Here is a 19,804-nt window from a genome sequence, read left to right as displayed (position 1 = left end):
CGCATTTCCGTACCTTCGTACCCCGCTGCCTGATTTTGCCTTGCTTAACGTGAAAAACGCGCTATTCCTCCGCCCGCTATTCCTGCTCCTGCTGCTGGCCGGGCTGGATAGCTGTGCGGTGTACAACCGGATTTTTCACCCCTACCGCATTCCCACGCCGCCGATGTCGGCCGAGTACAAGGCCAAGCTGAAAGCCGACAAGGAAAAAAAGAAAAACGCTGCCGCCGGAGCCAAGGACGCCGCCAAAAAGAAGAAGGCCGAAGCCGCTCCCGAAGGCAGCACCGAAGCCTCCACGCCTACGGACTTTGCCTCTGACGACAACGCCGCCAAAACTCCCGACGAAACCGCCAAAAAGCAGCCCACGGTGGCTAAAGTGAAGTATAACAGCCAGGGGCTGGTGAAGAAGAGTAAGCTGAGCCGCCCCAAGCCGCTACACAAAGTCTCGAAACCTTCTGCGTGGCAGCGCTTCAAAAACATCTTCCGCAAACGCGGCAGCAAGAAGCGCAAGTCCGAACCAAATCCCACCCCGACCGATGAAAGCAACCCAACTGAGCAGCCTGCTCCCGATACTGGTCCTTAGTCTGTTGCTGGTGGGCGCGGCGTACCCCGCCCTGGCCCAGATTAGCCACGCCGGGCCCGCCAAGGTGAAGGCCGCCAACCGCAAGGCCCTGCGCGAAGCCCGCAAAGCCGACACACCCTACAAGGATACGCACCTCGCCGTGCCCAAAAACCGCCTCAAGCGTGGCGCCAGCGAGCCCCAGGCAGTGGGCGCCGACGGCGGAAAGACGGACTATAAAACCGTGAAAACCATCGCCGGCAAGGAAAGCAACGGCGAAGCCCGCCGCCGCAAAAGAAACCCGGAGAAGAAGTAGCGTGTATGAAGTATTGGGTAGTGAGTACTAAGTAGTGAATACCGGGTACAATAATGCGTTCTTCGGCTTCACTATTCAGTAATTGACACTCACTACTCCACACTCATTACTTACTACTAAACCTATGTGGCTCCCCCTCACCACCCCCGAGCAGCTTACGGCTATTGCCCAGGAATCGCACGAGCACCCGGTGCTGATTTTCAAGCACAGCACCACTTGCTCCATCAGTGCCATGGCCAAGGCCAAAATCGAGCGCCAGTGGGCCGACAGCGGCCTCGCCGACACGACGATATACTACCTCGACCTGCTGCGCTTTCGCCCCATTTCCGCCCAGATTGCCCAGCAGTTCAGCGTCCACCACGAGTCGCCGCAGCTACTGCTCATTCAGGGTGGCGAATGCACTTATGATGCCTCGCACATGGGCATTCAGCTGCGCGAGGTGAAAGAGGTTATCAATGGTTAATAATTAGTGGTTAGTCAGTGTCGTTCTTTGAACGACACTGACTAACCACTAATTATTAACCATTAAAAACTGTACTCAAACACTAGATTCTGCTTCACCTCGGGGTGTAAGCTCAGCGCCACCGGGCAGGAATGGGCGGTGCGCTCCATCAGGGCGCGGTCGGCGGGGGCGAGGGCTGCGGGTAGCTGCACAGTCACGTCAATCTGCACGATGCGGCGCGGGGCGTCGGTGCTCATGTGCTTGGTCACGGCATAGGAGCTGCCTTCGAGGGCCAGCTCGTGCCGCTGGGCCACGATGCCCATGGTGGTGACGATGCAGGAGCCCAGGGCCACGCACACTAAGTCGGTGGGCGAGAAGGCTTCGCCGCGGCCGTGGTTGTCGGTGGGGGCGTCGGTCTGGATGACCGTGCCGGAGGCCAGGTGGGTGACTTCGGTGCGAAGCTGGCCGAGGTAGTGAGCGGTGGCGGTATTCATGGAGTCAGGTGGTTACCTTTACGCGCAGAAGTGTGCGTAAGCGAAATTACGTACTTTCGGAACAGGCCACCGCTCGGTGGGGTTTGGCCTACAATTATCCTTGCCTTATGCTGCTGACATCACGCTGTTTTTGGGGAATATTGGTGGTTGCCATCGGCCTGGGAGCCCACGCTGCGCAGGCCCAGACCCGCCTGGCCGCGCCCCTGCCCAGTGCCCCTTCCGACGAGCAATCCTACAAAAAGGAGTTTGTATACGGGGTGAATTTCAACACCCAGGCCGGCCTCATTGGCGGCGTAGCGGTGCGCTCGGCCCGCATGCTCGACGAGCGGCTGCTGCGCTTCTGGAGCATTGAGGGTGTGATGCTCAAAAACAAAAAAGAGGAGCAGCGACAAACCGGTCTCGGTGTATATACGCCATTCAAAGCCAATTATGCCTTTTCGCTACGCCCGTCGTTCGGGTTTCAGCGCATCCTGTTTCGGAAGGCGGCCGATGCCGGGGTGCAGGTGAATGGCCTGCTCAGCGCCGGGCCCAGCATCGGGCTGCTCATGCCCTACTACATCACCTACGACTACACGCTGGCGCAAAACGGCGGCTCGGTGGTGTACAACACCGACGACATCGCCAACGAGGCTTACGACCCCGCCATCCATACCGAGCAGAATGCCATTCTGGACCGGGCGCCGCTCTTCAGCGGCATCGGCGGCACGCAGGTGGTGCCCGGATTTCACCTGCGCGGTGGCCTCAGCTTCGAATACGGCCGCTACCGTGACGCCGTGACCGGCGTGGAGGTGGGCTTCCTGATGGAGGCCTATTCCAAGCGCATGGTCATCTTCAAAACCACCGACGTGACCGACGACGAGCAGCTGAACCGCAAGTTCTTTCCCTCGGTGTACCTCACGCTGTATTTCGGCCAACGCTCTTAGAAGCAATGAACAATTAACAACCGAAGGTCAGCGTTTAGCTAATGAGCAGTTGACATTTGCTTTTGGTGAAAACGGCCGGCTATTTGTTCGTTAATTTTGTTATCCTATCCTCTGTGCGAAAATGAGCCGGAGTTGTTTCAACCTGAAATGACGCCCTGTTAATTGCTCATTGTTAATTGCCAATTGTTAATTAATCAAATGATTGACCTGCCAATACTCAACCAGCCCCAAACGGCCCCGCCGGCCCCCGCCCGCCCCCGCAAGCCCGACTGGCTGCGCGTGAAGCTGCCCGTGGGCGAGGAATACGCCGCCGTGCGCCGCCTCGTGGACGAGCACAAGCTGCACACCATCTGCGAAAGCGGTAACTGCCCCAACATGGGCGAGTGCTGGGGCGCCGGCACGGCTACGTTCATGATTCTGGGCAACATCTGCACTCGCTCGTGCTCGTTTTGCGCCGTGGCCACCGGTCGCCCCACCGAGTATGACCTCGACGAGCCCCGCCGCGTGGCCGAGGCCATCAAGCTTATGAAAGTGAAGCACGCGGTGCTCACCAGCGTGAACCGCGACGAGCTGAAAGACCGCGGCGCCAGCGTGTGGCGCGAAACCGTGGTACTCACCAAGCAGCTCAGCCCCGAAACGACCATCGAAACCCTCATTCCCGACGTGAAAGCCAACTGGGACGCGCTGGAGGTGATGATTTCGGGCGGCCAGGAAGTGATTTCGCACAACATGGAAACCGTGGGCAGCCTCTACCGCCTGGTGCGCCCGCAAGCCAAGTACGACCGCAGCCTGGAGCAAATTCGTCGCACCAAAACGGCCGGACACCGCACCAAATCGGGCATCATGCTGGGCCTGGGCGAGAAGCCCGACGAGCTCTACCAGGCCATGGACGACCTCGTGGCCAACGGCCTCGACATCCTCACCCTAGGCCAATACCTGCAGCCCACCAAGCGCCACCTCGAAGTAGCCGAGTTCATTACTCCTGACCAGTTCGCGCACTACAAGGAAGAAGGCCTCAAGCGCGGCCTGAAATACGTGGAAAGCGGCCCGCTGGTGCGCAGCTCCTATCACGCCGAGCGCCACGTGAATGTGCCGGTATAAGCTGGTTTACTAAGAATAATCGGGAAGGCCCGGCTGCATCCGCAGCCGGGCTTTTTGCTTAGTGGTGAGCCTGTTTTTCCCAGCGTTCCTGCCGCTCGGCCAGGTACAGCTGTAGGTTGTCGTTGTTCACGAATAGCAGCCGCACCGACTGGCCGGGCTGGGCCAGCGCGGCATTCTGCTGCACCGCTTTTATGAAGCGGCGGCTTTGCCGGCCCATGAAGCGGCTCCACTGCACCACCACGGTATAGTCGGCGGCCGGTAGTGCAGGTAAAGGCTGGCCATCAGTCTGGCGCAAATAGCGCAGGTAGGTTGGCAGCGGCAGCACCGTGTCGGCCAGCGCCTGCGGCGCGGGCGGAAACTGCTGGAGGCCGCCGGTGCCGTTCCAGCTCAGGTTGGGGAAGCCGCCGGCGTAGCAGTTGATATAAAATATCTTAAGCTGTCCGGTCTGGTCGTAATAAGATGCTTGTAGCGGCTGATAATGGTTTTTGGCAGTTTCCACATCGCGGCCCAGCCAGTGGGCCAGAAACTGCCGGTAGCTGGTATCAAGTACGCAGGCCTGGTCGGGGGCTATGCCGTAACTCTCCGCTAGTTTCGACAACTCGGTGGCCGACACCGGCCGCAGCCCGCGGATGCCATACAGGCCTTGAAAAACCGTTTGGCATCCTCCCAGGCCTACGGCCAGCAACAGGCCGATAATCAGATGTAAGGAACCCTGAATTTTGCGCATAAAAAAAGTCTCTTCGGCAAAGAAGAGACTTTTTCGGGGCAATGAGTGGCAAACGCTAGCCAAGAACTACCGGCGGGCCGCATTATCAGTAGGCGGGTAGGCGCCCAGAATACTGTTCACGATGCGGCCGGATTCTTCCTCGCTGATGGTGTTCTGGTCGAGCTGGGCCTGACCGGTGCCACGCCAGGCCAGCTCCTTGCGGCGGGCATCCACAATATCAATGACCACGGTACCAGCTTTGTAGTTATACACCGGCTGGTAAGCGCCGCGGCCGTAAAAACCGTAGCCATAGCCGTAGGGGTAGCCCAGGCCATTGTAGTAGGGCGATACCTGCTGCTTGTCTTCCACGCGGGCGCTGTAGGCCACGTACACATCAGGGCTTTTGGTGACTTCGGTCAGGCCCTTGGCGGCCATTTCGCGCGCCACGGCGTTGCGCAGGCGCTGGTCGAGGAACGACTCGTAGCGGCCATTGGAGGGACCACCTTCCACGTCGGTGGCTTGCTGCGGGTACCAGGCCCAGGTTTTGTAGGCCCGGAAATTGACGGCGTGGTCGAAGTCGCTGGTGACGCCCACGCCGGACGTGGTAGCGCAGCTGCTGACGCCGAAGCTCAGCGCGAGGCCCACGGCGGCTACAGCCAGCGGACGGGCCAGAAAATTGAGAATGCGGTTCATGTCGAAAAAAACGAAGTGAAGGGAGAAGCCCAATTGGCACAGTTCTGCTTGGCAAAAAGTGCTTTTGCGGGCTGGGATATTAACGAATAAAGCTCGCCCCACGTTCAAAAAAGTAGGCATGCCGACTACTTTCCCCGACATGCCTCTCATCCTAATCGATGAGCCAGATGCGGCAGTCCCCGAAATTTATTTACCTTCCCGGCGCAAATAGTCCCATCTTGCCCGTCAATGAAGAAAACAGCTTTACTCCTGCTTGCTACCGGCCTACTGGCCGCCTGCTCCGCCGCCCGCGACGAGCGCATGAACACCGCCACCACCGACCGCACGCCCGTCGCCCACAACACCATCGTGGACTGCCCCGTGCTCGACGGCATGACCAAAAAATCCACCGTCCTGGCCCAGATGACCAACGGCAAGGAGGTGCAGGTCACCGACACCATCAACGCCTACTTCGTGCGCGTGCGGCTGGACAAGGACGGCCAGACCGTGACAGGTTATATGGATAGAAGGTGTTTTGGAATGCGTGGCAGTAAGTGAGCTTAGGAAGTTAAAAGTTAAGAGTTAGAAGTTAAAACGCGGCCCCGCCTCTGAATAGAAGCGGGGCCGCGTTTTAACTTCTAACTCTTAACTTTTAACTTCCTAGTACGACGGTCCTTTATCCGTTGCTACCAACTCCTCCTCCTGGTCGGCATACGCCTCGATGGGCGTGCAGGCGCAGATGAGGTTACGGTCGCCGAAGGCCGAGTCGATGCGGCTGACGCTGGGCCAGAACTTGGCGGCGCGCACGTACTCCAGCGGGTACACGGCCTGCTCGCGCGAGTAGGGGCGTGTCCACTCGTGCACGAGCACGGTGGCGGCGGTGTGCGGGGCGTGCTTGAGCACGTTTTCCTTGGCGTCGGCTTTGCCCGATTCCACGTCGGCAATTTCTTTCCGAATCGAAATCATGGCGTCGATGAAGCGGTCGAGTTCGGCTTTGCTTTCGCTTTCGGTAGGCTCCACCATCAGGGTGCCGGCCACCGGGAAACTCACGGTGGGGGCGTGGAAGCCGTAGTCCATGAGGCGCTTGGCGATGTCCTCTACTTCGATGCCAAACTTCTTGAACTGGCGGCAGTCGAGAATCATCTCGTGGGCGCAGCGGCCGTGGCTGCCGGTGTAGAGCACCGGGTAGTGCGCTTCGAGGCGGGCCTTGATGTAGTTGGCGTTCAGGATGGCCATTTCGGTGGCGCGCTGCAGGCCCTCGCCGCCCATCATGCTGATGTAGGCGTAGCTGATGGGCAGGATGCTGGCCGAGCCCCAGGGCGCGGCCGAAACGGCCCCGGCCGGACGACCCTCCACTGGCACCACGGCGTGGCCGGGCAGGTAGGGGGCGAGGTCCTCCACCACGCCGATGGGGCCGATGCCGGGGCCGCCGCCGCCGTGCGGGATGCAGAAGGTTTTGTGCAGGTTGAGGTGGCACACGTCGGCGCCGATGGTGGCGGGCGAGGTGAGGCCCACCTGGGCATTCATGTTGGCGCCGTCCATGTACACGCGGCCGCCGTGCTGGTGAATCAGCTCGCAGATTTCGATGATGGTTTCCTCGTACACGCCGTGCGTCGAAGGATACGTAACCATCAGGCAGCTCAGGCGGTCGGCGTATTTGGCGGCTTTCTCGCGCAAGTCCTGCACGTCGATGTTGCCTTCCTCGGTGCTTTTCACCACCACCACTTCCATGCCCGCCATCACGGCCGACGCGGGGTTGGTGCCGTGGGCCGAGGCGGGGATGAGCGACACGGTGCGGTGGTGGTCGCCGCGGGCCTCGTGGTAGCCCTTGATGGCCAGCAGGCCGGCGTACTCGCCGTTGGCGCCGGAGTTGGGCTGCAGGCTGACGGCGGCGAAGCCCGTCACCTCGCAGAGCCAGGCTTGCAGGTCGCGGAAAATGACTTCGTAGCCCTTGGCCTGGTCGAGGGGCGCGAAGGGGTGGAGCTGGCCGATTTCGGGCCAGGTCACCGGAATCATCTCGGCCGTGGCGTTGAGCTTCATGGTGCAGGAGCCCAGCGGAATCATGCTGTGCGCCAGGCTCAGGTCCTTGTTTTCGAGCTGCTTCATGTAACGCAGCATCTCGTGCTCGGCGTGGTGGGTGTTGAACACCGGGTGCGTGAGGTATTCGCTGCTGCGGGCCAGGCCGGCAGGGAATTTCGCCTCCACATTTTCCAGCGCCAGCGTCTGCTCAGCTTCCTTGCCCAGCACTTTGGCGAACACGTCCACGATGTCGGCTACGTCGTGCTCCTCGGTGTTCTGGTTCAGTGAGATGCCAACGTGGACTTCGTCGTAGTAGCGGAAGTTGATGCCGCGGGCTTCGGCCTCGGCTTTCAGGGCCTGCTGCATTTCCTGGCTTTCGAGGCGCAGGTGCAGGGTGTCGAAGTAATGGGCGTTGTGCTGCTCCACGCCTAGCTTATGCAGGGCGGCTTCCAGCGTTTGAGCGAGTACGTGGATATTTTCAGCGAACTGCTTGAGGCGCTGCGGGCCGTGGTACACGGCATACATGCCGGCCAGCACGCTTAGCAGCACCTGGGCGGTGCAGATGTTCGAGGTGGCTTTTTCGCGGCGGATGTGCTGCTCGCGGGTTTGCAGGGCCATGCGGTAGGCCTTGTTGCCGGCCGCGTCCACGCTCTGGCCGATGAGGCGGCCGGGGATAACGCGCTTGAACTGCTCGCGGCAGGAGAAGAAGCCGGCGTGCGGCCCGCCGTAGCCCATTGGCACGCCGAAGCGCTGGGAGTTGCCCACGCACACGTCGGCGCCAAGCTCGCCCGGCGACTTGAGCAGCGTGAGGGCCAGCAGGTCGGCAGCCATCACCACGAACACGTCGCTGGCGTGGGCTTTATCCACAAATTCCTGGTAGTCGAACACTTCGCCGTCGGCCCCGGGGTATTGCACGATGGCCCCGAAGAAGCCCTCGGCGCTCAGGTCTGCCTCGCGGTGGTCGCCCACCACCAGCTCGATGCCCACCGGTGTGGCGCGGGTGTGCAGCAGGTCGATGGTCTGGGGCAGCACCTGACTGGAGACGAAGAACTTGTTGGCGTTCTTCTTCTTGGTTTGCGAATGCAGCATGTGCATGGCCTCGGCGGCGGCGGTGCCCTCGTCGAGCAGGCTGGCGTTGGCAATTTCGAGGCCGGTGAGGTCGATGACGACCGTCTGGTAGTTAATCAGGGCTTCGAGGCGGCCCTGGGCAATTTCGGCCTGGTAGGGCGTGTAGGCGGTGTACCAGCCGGGGTTTTCGAGGATGTTGCGCTGCACCACCGGGGGCAGGGTGGTGTCGTGGTAGCCCAGGCCGATGTAGCTTTTATAGACCTTGTTCTGGCTGGCAATCTGCTTGAACTTCGCCAGAAAAGCCCGCTCCGTGAGGGCAGCGGGCAGGTCGAGCTTCTTCTGCAGGCGGATGCTGGCCGGCACAGTTTCGGCAATCAGCTGCTCAATGGAATCGACGCCGATGGTGCGCAGCATGGCGGCTACCGATTCGGCCGAGGGAGCATTGTGGCGGTGTTCAAAAACGTCGACGGAAGCGAGTTTCATGGGTTTGAGGGTCTTGAGGCCTTGATGACTTGGGGACGTGGAAACCGGGAATGGGTGGGATTTCCACTTACAAAGGTAGCCCCAAAATGGCCGGCTCCGGCCGGGTAAAGGTGTAGCTTTGTGGCAAAATTGCTGGCCCAGTGCGGCCGATTCTTTCTCGCATGTCCATCTCCAAAAATCCCACCCCGCTGCCCAAAATCGGCCTCATCCGCGAAGGCAAAACCCCACCCGACAAGCGCGTGCCCCTCACGCCCAAGAAGTGCGCCGAGCTCCTCAGCGCCTATCCCGGCCTGCAGCTGGCGGTGCAGGAAAGCCCCATCCGCAGCTTCAGCGACCAGGAGTACCGCGACATGGGCATCGTGGTGCAGCCCGAGGTGGCCGACTGCGACATCCTGATGGGTGTGAAGGAAGTGCCCGTGGGCCAGCTGATTCCGAACAAGACGTACCTGTTTTTCTCGCACACCGTGAAAAAGCAGCCCGCCAACCGCGAGCTGCTGCGGCAGGTGCTGGCCAAAAACATCACCCTCATCGACTACGAGATGCTGACCAACGCCCGCGGCGAGCGCATCGTGGCCTTTGGGCACTGGGCGGGCATTGTGGGGGCCTACAACGGCCTGCTTACCTACGGCCGCAAGCACGGCCTGTACGAGCTGAAGCCGGCTTGGCAGTGCGTGGACATGGAGGACATGCAGGAGGAGTTTTTCAAGGTGAAAAAGCTGCCGCCCATCAAGATTGCCGTCACGGGCTCGGGCCGGGTGGCGCAGGGCGCCCTGGAGGTGCTCGACCTGATGGGAATTAAAAAAGTGAGCGTGTACGACTATCTGTACCTCACGTTCAACGAGCCGGTGTACACGCAGCTGCGCAGCTCCGACTATAACCGCCGCCGCGATGGCCGGGTGTGGGACACGGCCAACTTCCACGCCGAGCCGGCGGCGTACGAGTCGAGCTTCGGGCAGTTTCTGCCGGTTACCGATTTGCTGATTGCCTGCGCCTACTGGCACCCCGCGGCTCCGCGCTTGTTTGAGGAAAGCGACACGCAGCGGGCCGATTTTAAAATCAACACCATCGCCGACGTCACCTGCGACATCGACGGCTCGATTCCGGTCACGCACAAGGCCACGACCATCGCCGACCCGGCCTTCGACTACGACCCGGCCACCGGGCAGCCCATGCCGCCCTACTCCGGCCCCCACACCCTCACGGTGATGGCCGTGGACAACCTGCCCTGCGAGCTGCCGCGCAACGCCTCGCGCGACTTCGGCCGGCAATTGCTGGACAATGTATTCCCGCACTTGCTGGGCGACGATACGGAGGGCGTGATTGCGCGGGCTACGATTGCCAAGGACGGGAAGCTGACGGAACGGTATGCGTACCTGAGTGACTACGTGGCGGATTAAAACTATACGGCCAACGTATTTTTACAGAAACCACTTTGTTGCGACTTTATGACTCCCATCACCTCGCTTTCGCAGCTCGACCCGAACGGAACGTATTCGTATGCCGACTATCTGTCCTGGCAGTTTAATGAGTTCGTAGAACTCATTAAAGGCAAGCTGATGCGGCCGATGGCAGGGCCTAGCGTACGGCACCAGGAATTGTCGCAGCGACTGGAGTTGTCAATTCTAAGTTTTTTGCGGGGAAGTCGGTGTCGGATGTTTCATGCGCCACTTGATGTGCGCCTCACTCGTAGCACCGGCAACGGCGACGCCCAAATCCGCACGGTGGTGCAGCCGGATATTTTCGTGGTGTGCGACCCCGGCAAGCTGGACGAGCGTGGCTGCCTCGGCGCGCCCGACTGGATTATCGAAATCCTCTCGCCCGGCAACACCAGCCGCGACACCAAAACCAAGTTCGACCTCTACGAGGAGAACGGCGTGCGCGAGTACTGGATTGTCATCCCAGGGCTGCAGACCATCCAGACGTATCAGCTTGACGAAGCGGGGGAATACCAGCCCTCGGGCGAGTACGCCGAGCCCGGGCTGATGCCCGTGGCGACGTTGCCCGGGCTGACTATCGACTGGCGCGAGGTGTTCGACGAGGGGCCGTCGGGCGGGTAGCCGCCGGATGCCAGGCAAAGCCCAAAAAGCCCGCCCGGGACTCCGGACGGGCTTTTTGGGCTTCGTGCTCCGGTGCGCTCAATAGCCTTCTTCCTGGAAGCCGTAGGCGCGCAGCTTGGCTTTCCAGCTTTTGGGAAACTGGGCCCGCAAGAGGTAATAAATGCCAGTGAGAATTTCACGGAGCTGGTCGAGCAGCTCGTTTTTCCGGTCCACCACCGTTGATACCGTGCCGCTGTCGTTGCCGGCCGTCGTCAGGGCCTGGCTATACCGTTGGCGCATGTCGGTCCAGTACGCGAGGCCATATTTCTTGCCGCCGATGCCGTGCTTGACGAGGCCCAGCAGCAGCTGGTCGAGGGCGGCCAGGCGGTCGTCCTGGCCCCGCGGAAACATGTAGCTGCCGTATTGCAGCTTGAAGCCCAGCTGGGCCAGGTAGCCGCGCACTATTTCGTCGTTTTCGTCTTCGTAGGCGCCTTCGAGGTAGTTGCGCACGTTGCCCAGGCGCTGCATTATTTCCGCATCGAGCTTGTCGATAGCCTCGGCATTGGGGGTGCGGTTGGCCTGCGTGCTGCCGGCCTCGCCCACCTTGGCGTGGGTGTCGGTGGCCAGGGCGCTCAGGTCATCGGGCTTGGTCCAGATGAGGCCGAAGCCGGGCAGGGCGGCCACGTCGGCGGCATACTTGGGGGCCACGGCCAGGCCCAGGGCCGCCAGGGCTACCTGGCCTTCGGGGAGGTAGCTTTTGGCGCGGCTTTTCGGCTTGGGAGCATCGTCGGCACCGCTGGGTTCCGCATCCGGGGAGCGGTAGAGGGGTTGAAACAACATAAGGCAATGGGTGAGGAGTGAATTTCATGCTAGGTAGGTAATTTTTGGCAAAAAACAAAAATTTTACTTCCTGCCTAAGTGACTGACCACGTTTTGCTATATCCCCTAAAATGCCGGCTAAAATGCCCTGTACCTACACGGCCCTGCCGGAGTTCCGGCAAGGCCGTGTAGGTGCTCGCAAGGGGCGGCCGGAGTTCCGGCAAGGCCGTGTAGGTGCTTGCAGGGGGCGGCCGGAATTCCGGCAGGGCCGTGCAGGTGCTTGCAGGGGGCGGCCGGAACCCCGGCCGCCCCCTGCAAGCACCTACACGGGCGTTTTGCGCTTAGTTATTCCACCAGCACGCGCCGCGCCACCGGCCCGCTGGCGTAGTGCACGCGCAGCACATAGGTGCCGGCGGGCAGCGCAGAAATATCCAGCGTGAGCTCGGCCGTGGCGGGCTGGCGCAGCACCGGGCGGCCCAGCGCATCGAGCAGCTCGACGCGGCTGGGGCGGGCGGCGGCATCCAGCGACAGGTGCAGCTGCCCGCGAGCGGGCACCGGCCAGGCCAGGGTGGCGGGGGTGGCTGCCGCCATGCCGGTGCGCAACACGGCCGGGGCCAGCAGCCGGGTCAGCCCGCCAATGGGCTGGCCGCCCACGCTCACAAAGCTGCCCGCCACCATCACGGCCCCATCGGGCTGCACCAGCAGGCGCCGCACCTGCTGGGACCCGGCCGGGCCGTTGGCTGCCGCAAAGCTGGGGTCGGGGCGGAGGTCGGGCAGCCGCCGGCTCAGGCCGAAGCCAGCCAGGGGCGTTGTCAGGTCGGCCGCTACCAGCACCTGGCCCAGGGCCTGCACGGCCACGCTGCTGGCAAACCGGAAGCCGTCGTGGCTCGTCATGGCCGTTTGCATGCCATCCGGCGTCAGCTTATACAGGTGGGCGTAAGGCGAGGGCAAGGACGTATCGGAAGTGTAGTAGCCGGTGCAGAAAAGCTGCCCCGTGCTGTCCTGGGCCAGGTTTTCGACGTAGGGGCCGCCCCCATACAGGCTGCGCGTGCCCACCATCGTCGTAAAGCTGGGGTCGGGCTGCCCGGTGGCCAGCAGCCGGAACACCACGGCCCCGATGTAGGGGTTGGCGGAGGGGTAGAAGCCCGCCACCACCGGCAGGCCGTTGGGCTGCACCAGCACGTCGGTGGCCTGGTAGTCCGGAATGCTCAGGTCGGGCTGCCCGGTGCGGCCATCCAGCAGGCGCAGCACATTGTCGTTGGCAGTGGCGCCGGCCAGGCGGGTGGCCCCGGTCAGCAGGATGCGGCCGTCGGGCAGCAAAGCCAGGCGGCGGCGCTCGTCGAACATCCGGTAGGTGGGCGCCGCCACGAAGGGCGGGGCAAAGCCCGCATCGACGGCGCCCGTGGGCAGCAGCCGGCCGATGACAGCCCGCGCGGTGCCGCCCAGGTGCCCGAAGTAGCCGCCCAGCAGCAGCCTGCCGTCGGGCTGCGGCAGCACGCTGTGCACCACGTCGTCGGGCGGGGCCGCCGGGAAGCCGGGCTCGGGCACGCCCGTGGCGCTCAGGCGGGCCAGGTAGGGGGTAGGCACGCCGTTTATCTCCAGAAAGTTGCCGCCCACCACGTAGCGGCCGTCGGGCAGGCGCACCACGTCATTCACCTGGCCCGGCACAAACAGCGCCGGCACCAGGCTGGTATCGCGGGTACCGTCGGCGTTCAGCAGCACCACGCCGCGCGCCGATGCCGCCGGACTGGTATCGGCCACCGTGAGCAGCAGCTGTCCCGAGGGCAGCAGCTGCAGCCCGTTGACGGACGTGTTGCCCACCGCGGGCACAAAGCTGGGGTCGGGGCTGCCATCGGCATTCAGGCGCAGCAGCATTGGGCCATACTGCCCGCCCACCGGCGGCTGCGAGGCGTGCACCAGCACCCGGCCGTCGGCCTGCACATTCAGCGTCGAGCTAACCATCGAGGCACCCGCGTAGAACCGCAGCGCCGACTGGAACGACGCATCCCCGGCCCCCGTGGGCAGGAGCCGCACCACCGGAAAGGCGCCCCCCACGCTGGGGTTGCTGTTGAGCACTAGGATGCGCCCGTCGGGCTGCACTGCAATGTTGGCACCCACCTCGGCGGGCTGGGCCAGCGCGGGCGCCGCAAACGTGGGGTCGGGGGCGCCGGTGGGCAGCAGCCGCAGCACCCCCTGCTGCCCAAAGCGCCCGGTCAGCAGCAGCTTGCCATCGGGCTGCAGCGCCAGCGCATTGGGCCCCGGAAAGCTCAGGCTGGGCGCGTTGGCCTGAAAGGCCGCGTCGCGGCGGCCGTCGGCCAGCAGCCGTAGCAGCGGCCCCGCGCTGCTGCCATCGGCAAAGCCGTAGTAGCCCGTGAGCACCAGCTTGCCGTCGGGCTGGCTCAGCACCTGGCCCGCACCCGCACTAATATTGGTCAGCTGCGCATCGAAGCCCGCATCGGGAGTGCCGTCGGCATTGAGGCGCAGCAGGTACTGCCGGCGCACGGCCCCCAGGCGGAGGCTGTCGTACCCCACCAGCAACACCTTGCCGCCCGGCAGCAGCTTCAGGTAGCTCACCCAGCCGTGCAGGCCGCGCACGTTGCTGGTGAATACCGAGTCGGGCTGGTTGCTGTTGGCCTGCAGGCACAGGACCTGCCCGGCGGGTATCCGGCCGGCCCGGGTGCTGTTGCTCAGCACCACGCGCCGGCCATCGGGCTGCTGCAGGAGCTGGCGCACAATGGCCGGCGCATACACGGTCGTGCGCTGAAACGTGGGGTCGATGGTGGGGCCCTGGGCCTGCGCCGCCCGGGCGCCCGTCAGCAGCAGAACGGCAGTAGCGAGGTGGAGTAAGGATTTTGCCTGCATATGCGAAGAAATTGAATGCGCTGAGCCCTAAGCAAGAATAAGTCCGTAGTGCCCGCCGTCGGGCACAAAAAAACCGGCTGCTTCGCCCGAAGCAGCCGGTTTCACGCATTGTTCGGCCGGCTACCGCACCCGGTACAGCCGCGCCCCAAACAGGGCAATGAAGGCGTAGCAGATAATGGGCAGGTAGTAGGCCGCGCCCACGTCGTGGTTGGCCACCTTGCCCATGAGGTAGGGAAATACCGCCCCGCCCGCCACGGCCATCACCAGGATGGACGAGGCCTGCGGCGTGTGCCGGCCCGGGTCTTTAATGCCCAGCGAAAAGATAGTGGGGAACATGAGGCTGAAGAAGAAGTTAATCAGCAGCAGCGCAATGAACGAGGGCCAGCTCAGGTTCTGGGCCACCAGCAGGCACATCAGCGCGTTGCCGAGGGCGAAAGCCGTTAGCAGCCGGCTGTGCTGTTCGTCGGCGGTCATGGTAAGCGAGGCAGTGGCAACTCCAAAGCTGTGCTCCTGCCGTGGGCGCGCTAAGGTAGGTTATTTAACTGTTGCTTGTGCGTGGGTTCTATAACAAAGCCGGGCTTGAAATGTCGGCTTGCTTCGATACACGGATGATGCCGACGGCAGAGCAGAAAGCGAAGGACAAAACAAAACGAGCCGCTTCGGTGAAGCGGCTCGTTTTGTATCAGCGGTTTAACGCTCTAGAAAGTGCGGTTAAACCAGCCTTTGATGTCGTCGATGGTGTGGCCGGTTTTCTCCTGCAGGCGGCCGAACCACTCGTCCTGCTTGCCGTCTTCGTAGTCGAGGTCGTCGTCGGTGAGCTGGCCCCACTTCTGCTTGGCCTCGCCTTTCACCTGGTTCCAGTTGCCGCGGGCTTTGAGCTCAGTGCTGGCGTCGGGGTTCACTTTTTCGTTGAACCAGTTTTTGATGTTGTCCATCGTTTCGCCGGTTTTCTGCTGCAGGCGGCCAAACCATTCGTCCTGACGGCCTTCGTCGTAGGTCAGGTCGTCGTCGGTGAGCTGGGCCCATTTCTGCTTGGCCTGGCCTTTGAGGTCATTCCAGTTGCCGCGAGCGCGCAGTTCGGTGCTGTCGTTGATGTTATTCTGGTTAACGTCCATGAGTGAAAAGGGGGAATTTTGTGGAAAGAAAGAACTCGTGGAGCATTGTACGCAAGGTTGGGCTTAGGGTTAAGTGATGGCCGGTAGGCGCGGTCAGGCAGGTGGCTACTGAGTGTTAAATGCCAGGCTTATCAGCAACAGCCAGGCGGCGGTGCCCAGCGCATAGCCGCCCCAGGCGCGGTCGCGGCGGGTGTGGCGGGCCTGCTGCTGGTAAGCAGTGCGGTAGCTGGGGTCGGCCAGCCGCGTCGGCGAGGGGGCGCGCAGCCGGGCGTCGGGCACCGGGTGGGCCGTAATCACGGCCGGGGCAATGAAGCCCAGCAGCGGCCCGCCCTGCAGCGCCGCGCCCGCCGAAATCCAGAAGCTGCTCCGGCTGGTGTAGCAGCGGCGGGCGTCGCGCAGGCCCAGCGTGCGGCGCTGAGCCGAACTCAGGCCCGCCAGCGAGTCGGGGCCTGGTGGGGCCGTCGGCCCCGGCTGGGCCGGCCACTGCGGGTGCAGCACTTCGCGGGTGCCATTGGCAAAGCGAATCAGAAATACCGCATCGGTAGCCAGGCGCAGGGTATCGGGGCGGCCCGGGGGCCGGTAGCTGATGCTGCTACTGCTGACGGCCAGCACCTGGCCGGGAATCTCGTCGCCGTTGACCAGCAGCAGCACATCGGCCGCCGGCTGCGCTGCCTGGCCCCGGCTCAACTGGCTACACAATAGGGCGATGGATAATAAGATAAGTCGCATAACGCAGGGCTTAACGGCGACGGGCATTGAACCCCACGAGCAAGCTCAACCGCGCTCCGCCATTGCCCGGCACCACGGCCAGATTGACGGGAAAGTTGATGCCGTTCGAGCGAAACGAGGTGCCCAGCGCCAGCACCACGCTGCTACCCAGCGGCGTCAGGTTTGGCCCGATGCCAAACTCGAACCCCTTCGCCCCCCGAAAGCCCAGCAAGCCGCTGACGCTGGGGATGAAGCGCCCCTGCTCCAGGCCGCCCACCAGCGGTACCAGCTCCACCAGCCCGCTCATGCCGTTGGGCATCCGAAACAGCCGCTTTTCAAACTGCCAGCCAAACTGCGTCAGAAACGGGCTCAAGTCGCTGATGTGCTCGCGGGCGCGGTTCACCACGCCGCCCAGGAGCACCGTGCAGCCGATACGCGGCCCATCGAGCGCCACGGTTTGCATGTCGTCGACTTCGTCGCCCGGCACCAGCACGCCGCCCAGGTCGGCGGCCGGGGGCGGGGCCGGCAGCGGGGCCGGAGCCGCTGGAGCGGCCGCTGCGGGCGCGGGCGGCACCGGCGCTTGGTCGAACAGCTGCTTGGTGCCGTTGATGTACTTCACCATAAACACCTCATCGCGGCGCAAAATGAACAGCGGTCCGTTGAGGTTGTCAAACCGGCGGTACTTCACTTCGGTGGGCGTCACTTCCAGCACCAGCACGGCTATTTCTTCGCCGTTGCGCTTGGTCAGCAAATCCTGGGCGTGCAGGGTGTGAACGCCACCTAGCAGGAATAACAGAAAGTAGAGAATTTTTTCATGAGAAGGTGCTGAAAGAGTAAACCTTGTAAGAAAACTAACCGCCTTAATGCGTAGGACAGAAAACCACCCCAACCCCGAGCATCACCGCCACGAACTGCGCTCGGCGGGCCTCCGGTATTTCATAGCCATGCTCATCCAGCACTTCATACTGCCGGGTGGGCACCGACCAGCCGGCGCTTAGCTGCCAGCGCCAGTGTGGCGGCAGACCCTTTTGCGAGCGAAAGCAGAACAAGGCATCCAGCCGGTCAAGGCGGGTTAGGTCGAGCGGCTGCAGGGTGTTCCTGTAGTAGTCCGCCACCGTCAGTTGATTAATAGCCAAGTAAGAGTAGCGCACCAGCCAATGAAAGGAAAATCTGGGGTTGTAGAGGGTGTAGCCTAGCTGAGCAAATGATTTGCTGTAATCGGCCTGCACAACGTCCCAGGTTTCATTCGACAGCAGGTTATAGTCGCCCCGCTTAGTAATGGCGCGGCCATAGCCCAGCAGGCCGGTCAGGCGCGAGTGCTCGCCAAGCCCGACGTAGCTTCCGACACCCGCTTCCCACTGCCGCGTTCCGAAGACATACGTAGGTGGGGCCGCGAACATTGGCTTGTAAGTGCCAGCCACCGACACCAGCACATGCGACACCGGCGCATACACCACGCCCCCCTCCAGCCGGCCACTGGCCTGAATGCTGCCAGTGGCTTCCACCTGCCCGGCCGCACTGATAGTGGAAACGGTAGGCTGCATGGGGGCATACACCGTGCAACTGCTGAGCGCGCCACTGGCCCAAAGCGCCAAGCACAAAAGCAGTAGACGGCCGTTGGTAAAAAGAATCATGTGAGCGTGCAAAGGCTGGCGTTTCGTTGCCGCATCAAAGGTGTAGTGATGTGCCAGCCCGGCGCAAGCTGACTATTGCAATTCCCGGACTTTAATCTGGCTGGACTAGCCGGGCTAAACAACTGATAAATAATTGATGTCCCGGCCAGATTCTGACATCAGAACTTCGCTGGATTTCGCCGCCACCGTCGTAAACTTGCGGCGCTTATGGACGACCTCCGCACCACCCTGCTTACCCTGCCGCCCGACGACCGGCGCGACTTTGCCCACTTCATCCAGCGCCAGCGCCGCAAAGCCAGCGGCCGGCTCGACTCGCGCCTCTTCGAGCTGCTCGTGCAGCCCAAGGAGCTGAGTACCGAAAAGCTCATCGCCAAGCTCTACCCCGATGAGCCCAACCCCGTGGCTTACTACGCTTTGCGCAAGCGCCTGCTCCGTCACCTCATGGACTACCTGCTGCTGCGCCAGCGCCAGCACGACATGACGGCCGCCGCCGCCGTGCGCGGGCAGGTCACGCTGGCGCAATATTTATTCGACGTCGGCATCCCGCGGCTGGCCTGGGCCACGTTGCGCAAAGCCGAAAAGCTGGCCATCACCGGCGAGCAGCACGAGCCGCTTAATGCCGTGTACAACCTTCAAATTCAGCACGCCGACTCGCCCCACGCCCCGCCGCTGGCCGAAATCATCAGCCGCCGCCACGCCAACAAGAAAGCCGCCGACGAGGAAGAGCGCGCCAACATCGCCGACAGCCTGCTGCGCCTGCGCCTGCGCGAGGCCCGCACGCAGGGCCGCGCCACGGTGTCGGTCGATGCCATGGTGCAGGAAATCCTAGCCGAGTACGACCTCAAGGATGCCTTCACCCGCTCACCCGCGCTGCTGTGCCGGCTGCTGTCCATCGTCCGCAATGCCATGCTGCTGCGGCGCGATTTTACCACCTTCGCCCCTTATATCGAGCGCAGCTACAAGCTATTGGAGCGTCGCCACGGCTTTGCGCCTGCCCAGCGCGGCTACCAGCTCAAGCTCCTCTACATGCTGGCGCACACCCTCTACCGCGCCCGCCGCTTCGCCGACTCAGTGACCTATCTGGAGCAGGGCCGCGCGCTGCTGGCGGCCCTGCCCGGTCAGCAGTTCACCGAGTTCGAGCCGCGCTTCACCTTCCTGCTGGCCGCTAACTATGCTTTCCTGCGTCGCAACAAGGAAGGTATTGTTCTCATCGAAAAGACTTTAAAAAGGGCATCGACTCTCAACCAGCGTGACGACCTTACGGCGCGTTTCCAGCTCTCGTTCCACCATTTCGTCGAAGGCCAGTTTGCCAAAGCTAACCAAGCCCTGCTTAGCCTCGGCCGCACCGACCACTGGCTGGAGCAGCACCTGGGCCTGGAGTGGCTTATCAACCGCAACCTCGGCGAACTCATCATCCAGCACGAGCTCGGCCATTCTGACCTGGCCCTCACCCGTCTGAAGGCCATCGAGCGTGGCATCCGCGAGCGGTTTCCGGCCACCGAGGAAGCGCCCGAAGGCGGGCCTTACCAACCAGTGTTGCGCTATCTGCATTTAGTGCATGAAATCATCAGCGAGCCCGACTTGGTGCAACAGGTCGATTTCGCCACTCGCGTGTCGCAGATACCCAATTTCTTGACCACGCAACAGGAAGACCTGCAGGTGCTAAGCTTTTACGCCTGGCTAAGGGCCCGGGTGAAGGGACGACCCTACTATGAAGTGCTGCTGGAACTAGCCGAGCAGCAGTAAAAGGCCTTGAATTAATGTAGAGCGAAAAGCAAATAAGAGACTGAGAGAGAATGGCCCCGGCAGCCGGAAAAGCCGGGAAAACGAAAAAGGCCGCTTCCCTGTTG

20 protein-coding genes are annotated in these 19,804 nt (G+C 62.5%); 9 read left to right on the top strand and 11 right to left on the bottom strand.

Translation table 11 applies throughout. From position 1 onward, the window contains the following. Nucleotides 1-49: 49 nt before the first annotated feature. The 3 genes from Q5H93_RS10635 to ytxJ all read left to right on the top strand — a co-directional run bounded on the left by Q5H93_RS10635 (nt 50) and on the right by ytxJ (nt 1,335). The gene (locus Q5H93_RS10635; RefSeq protein WP_305006509.1) at nt 50-580 is read left to right on the top strand and encodes a hypothetical protein; all 531 of its coding nucleotides are present in this window, start codon (nt 50-52) and stop codon (nt 578-580) included. Next, a complete protein-coding gene (locus tag Q5H93_RS10630) occupies nt 534-872 on the top strand; it encodes a hypothetical protein (RefSeq protein ID WP_305006508.1) in 339 nt (112 codons plus the stop codon). The genes Q5H93_RS10635 and Q5H93_RS10630 overlap by 47 nt, the downstream gene beginning before the upstream one ends. Before the next feature lie 124 nt (nt 873-996). Continuing rightward, complete coding sequence (gene ytxJ, locus Q5H93_RS10625) at nt 997-1,335, top strand: bacillithiol system redox-active protein YtxJ (RefSeq protein WP_305006507.1); 339 nt, start codon at nt 997-999, stop codon at nt 1,333-1,335. A 62-nt stretch (nt 1,336-1,397) separates the two neighbouring features. Here the strand turns inward: ytxJ and Q5H93_RS10620 are convergent, their stop codons facing one another. Continuing rightward, nucleotides 1,398-1,808, bottom strand: a complete 411-nt coding sequence (locus Q5H93_RS10620) for an OsmC family protein (RefSeq protein WP_305006506.1) — start codon at nt 1,806-1,808, stop codon at nt 1,398-1,400. Between the two features lie 107 nt (nt 1,809-1,915). Here Q5H93_RS10620 and Q5H93_RS10615 point away from each other — a divergent pair, with 107 nt between their 5' ends. Continuing rightward, nucleotides 1,916-2,731 (top strand): hypothetical protein, encoded by an 816-nt coding sequence (locus tag Q5H93_RS10615; protein ID WP_305006505.1) that lies wholly within the window; start codon nt 1,916-1,918, stop codon nt 2,729-2,731. Between the two features lie 198 nt (nt 2,732-2,929). Beyond that, nucleotides 2,930-3,832 (top strand): lipoyl synthase, encoded by a 903-nt coding sequence (lipA, locus tag Q5H93_RS10610; RefSeq protein WP_305006504.1) that lies wholly within the window; start codon nt 2,930-2,932, stop codon nt 3,830-3,832. A 58-nt stretch (nt 3,833-3,890) separates the two neighbouring features. Here the strand turns inward: lipA and Q5H93_RS10605 are convergent, their stop codons facing one another. Further along, entirely contained in the window at nt 3,891-4,559 is a 669-nt protein-coding gene (locus Q5H93_RS10605; RefSeq protein WP_305006503.1) for a hypothetical protein, read from the bottom strand. Between the two features lie 66 nt (nt 4,560-4,625). Continuing rightward, nucleotides 4,626-5,231, bottom strand: coding sequence for a DUF4136 domain-containing protein (locus tag Q5H93_RS10600; protein ID WP_305006502.1), 606 nt, complete (start codon nt 5,229-5,231; stop codon nt 4,626-4,628). Between the two features lie 228 nt (nt 5,232-5,459). Here Q5H93_RS10600 and Q5H93_RS10595 point away from each other — a divergent pair, with 228 nt between their 5' ends. Beyond that, the gene (locus Q5H93_RS10595) at nt 5,460-5,768 is read left to right on the top strand and encodes an SH3 domain-containing protein (protein ID WP_305006500.1); all 309 of its coding nucleotides are present in this window, start codon (nt 5,460-5,462) and stop codon (nt 5,766-5,768) included. A 102-nt stretch (nt 5,769-5,870) separates the two neighbouring features. Here the strand turns inward: Q5H93_RS10595 and gcvP are convergent, their stop codons facing one another. Continuing rightward, a complete protein-coding gene (gene gcvP / locus Q5H93_RS10590; RefSeq protein WP_305006499.1) occupies nt 5,871-8,780 on the bottom strand; it encodes an aminomethyl-transferring glycine dehydrogenase in 2,910 nt (969 codons plus the stop codon). Nucleotides 8,781-8,941: 161 nt separating this feature from the next. Between gcvP and Q5H93_RS10585 the strand changes: the two genes are divergently transcribed. Further along, nucleotides 8,942-10,177: an NAD(P)-dependent oxidoreductase gene (locus Q5H93_RS10585; RefSeq protein WP_305006498.1), complete on the top strand. Its 1,236-nt coding sequence runs from the start codon at nt 8,942-8,944 to the stop codon at nt 10,175-10,177. Between the two features lie 48 nt (nt 10,178-10,225). After that, nucleotides 10,226-10,837: a Uma2 family endonuclease gene (locus Q5H93_RS10580; protein WP_305006497.1), complete on the top strand. Its 612-nt coding sequence runs from the start codon at nt 10,226-10,228 to the stop codon at nt 10,835-10,837. A 78-nt stretch (nt 10,838-10,915) separates the two neighbouring features. Here the strand turns inward: Q5H93_RS10580 and Q5H93_RS10575 are convergent, their stop codons facing one another. The 7 genes from Q5H93_RS10575 to Q5H93_RS10540 form a co-directional block, all read right to left on the bottom strand. Beyond that, nucleotides 10,916-11,656, bottom strand: a complete 741-nt coding sequence (locus Q5H93_RS10575; RefSeq protein ID WP_305006496.1) for a hypothetical protein — start codon at nt 11,654-11,656, stop codon at nt 10,916-10,918. A 324-nt stretch (nt 11,657-11,980) separates the two neighbouring features. Then, complete coding sequence (locus tag Q5H93_RS10570) at nt 11,981-14,497, bottom strand: T9SS type A sorting domain-containing protein (RefSeq protein WP_305006495.1); 2,517 nt, start codon at nt 14,495-14,497, stop codon at nt 11,981-11,983. Nucleotides 14,498-14,617: 120 nt separating this feature from the next. Then, a complete protein-coding gene (locus tag Q5H93_RS10565) occupies nt 14,618-14,971 on the bottom strand; it encodes an MFS transporter (protein WP_305006494.1) in 354 nt (117 codons plus the stop codon). Nucleotides 14,972-15,195: 224 nt separating this feature from the next. Then, entirely contained in the window at nt 15,196-15,612 is a 417-nt protein-coding gene (locus Q5H93_RS24195) for a CsbD family protein (protein WP_369811008.1), read from the bottom strand. A 105-nt stretch (nt 15,613-15,717) separates the two neighbouring features. Next, entirely contained in the window at nt 15,718-16,341 is a 624-nt protein-coding gene (locus tag Q5H93_RS10550; protein WP_305006493.1) for a hypothetical protein, read from the bottom strand. A 10-nt stretch (nt 16,342-16,351) separates the two neighbouring features. Then, on the bottom strand, nt 16,352-17,071 hold the full coding sequence (locus Q5H93_RS10545) for a hypothetical protein (protein WP_305006492.1): 720 nt from the start codon (nt 17,069-17,071) through the stop codon (nt 16,352-16,354). 109 nt (nt 17,072-17,180) lie between these two features. Next, the gene (locus Q5H93_RS10540; protein WP_305006491.1) at nt 17,181-17,864 is read right to left on the bottom strand and encodes a hypothetical protein; all 684 of its coding nucleotides are present in this window, start codon (nt 17,862-17,864) and stop codon (nt 17,181-17,183) included. Between the two features lie 297 nt (nt 17,865-18,161). On the opposite strand from Q5H93_RS10540, the gene Q5H93_RS10535 reads away from it, so the two are divergent. Next, nucleotides 18,162-19,700, top strand: coding sequence for a hypothetical protein (locus tag Q5H93_RS10535; protein WP_305006490.1), 1,539 nt, complete (start codon nt 18,162-18,164; stop codon nt 19,698-19,700). Nucleotides 19,701-19,804 lie beyond the last annotated feature (104 nt).

The organism is Hymenobacter aranciens (assembly GCF_030580865.1).
In the GTDB taxonomy this organism is placed as follows: Bacteria; Bacteroidota; Bacteroidia; order Cytophagales; family Hymenobacteraceae; genus Hymenobacter; species Hymenobacter aranciens.
Note: the sequence above shows the minus strand (reverse complement) of the source record. Positions and strands in the feature narration are given on the sequence as shown.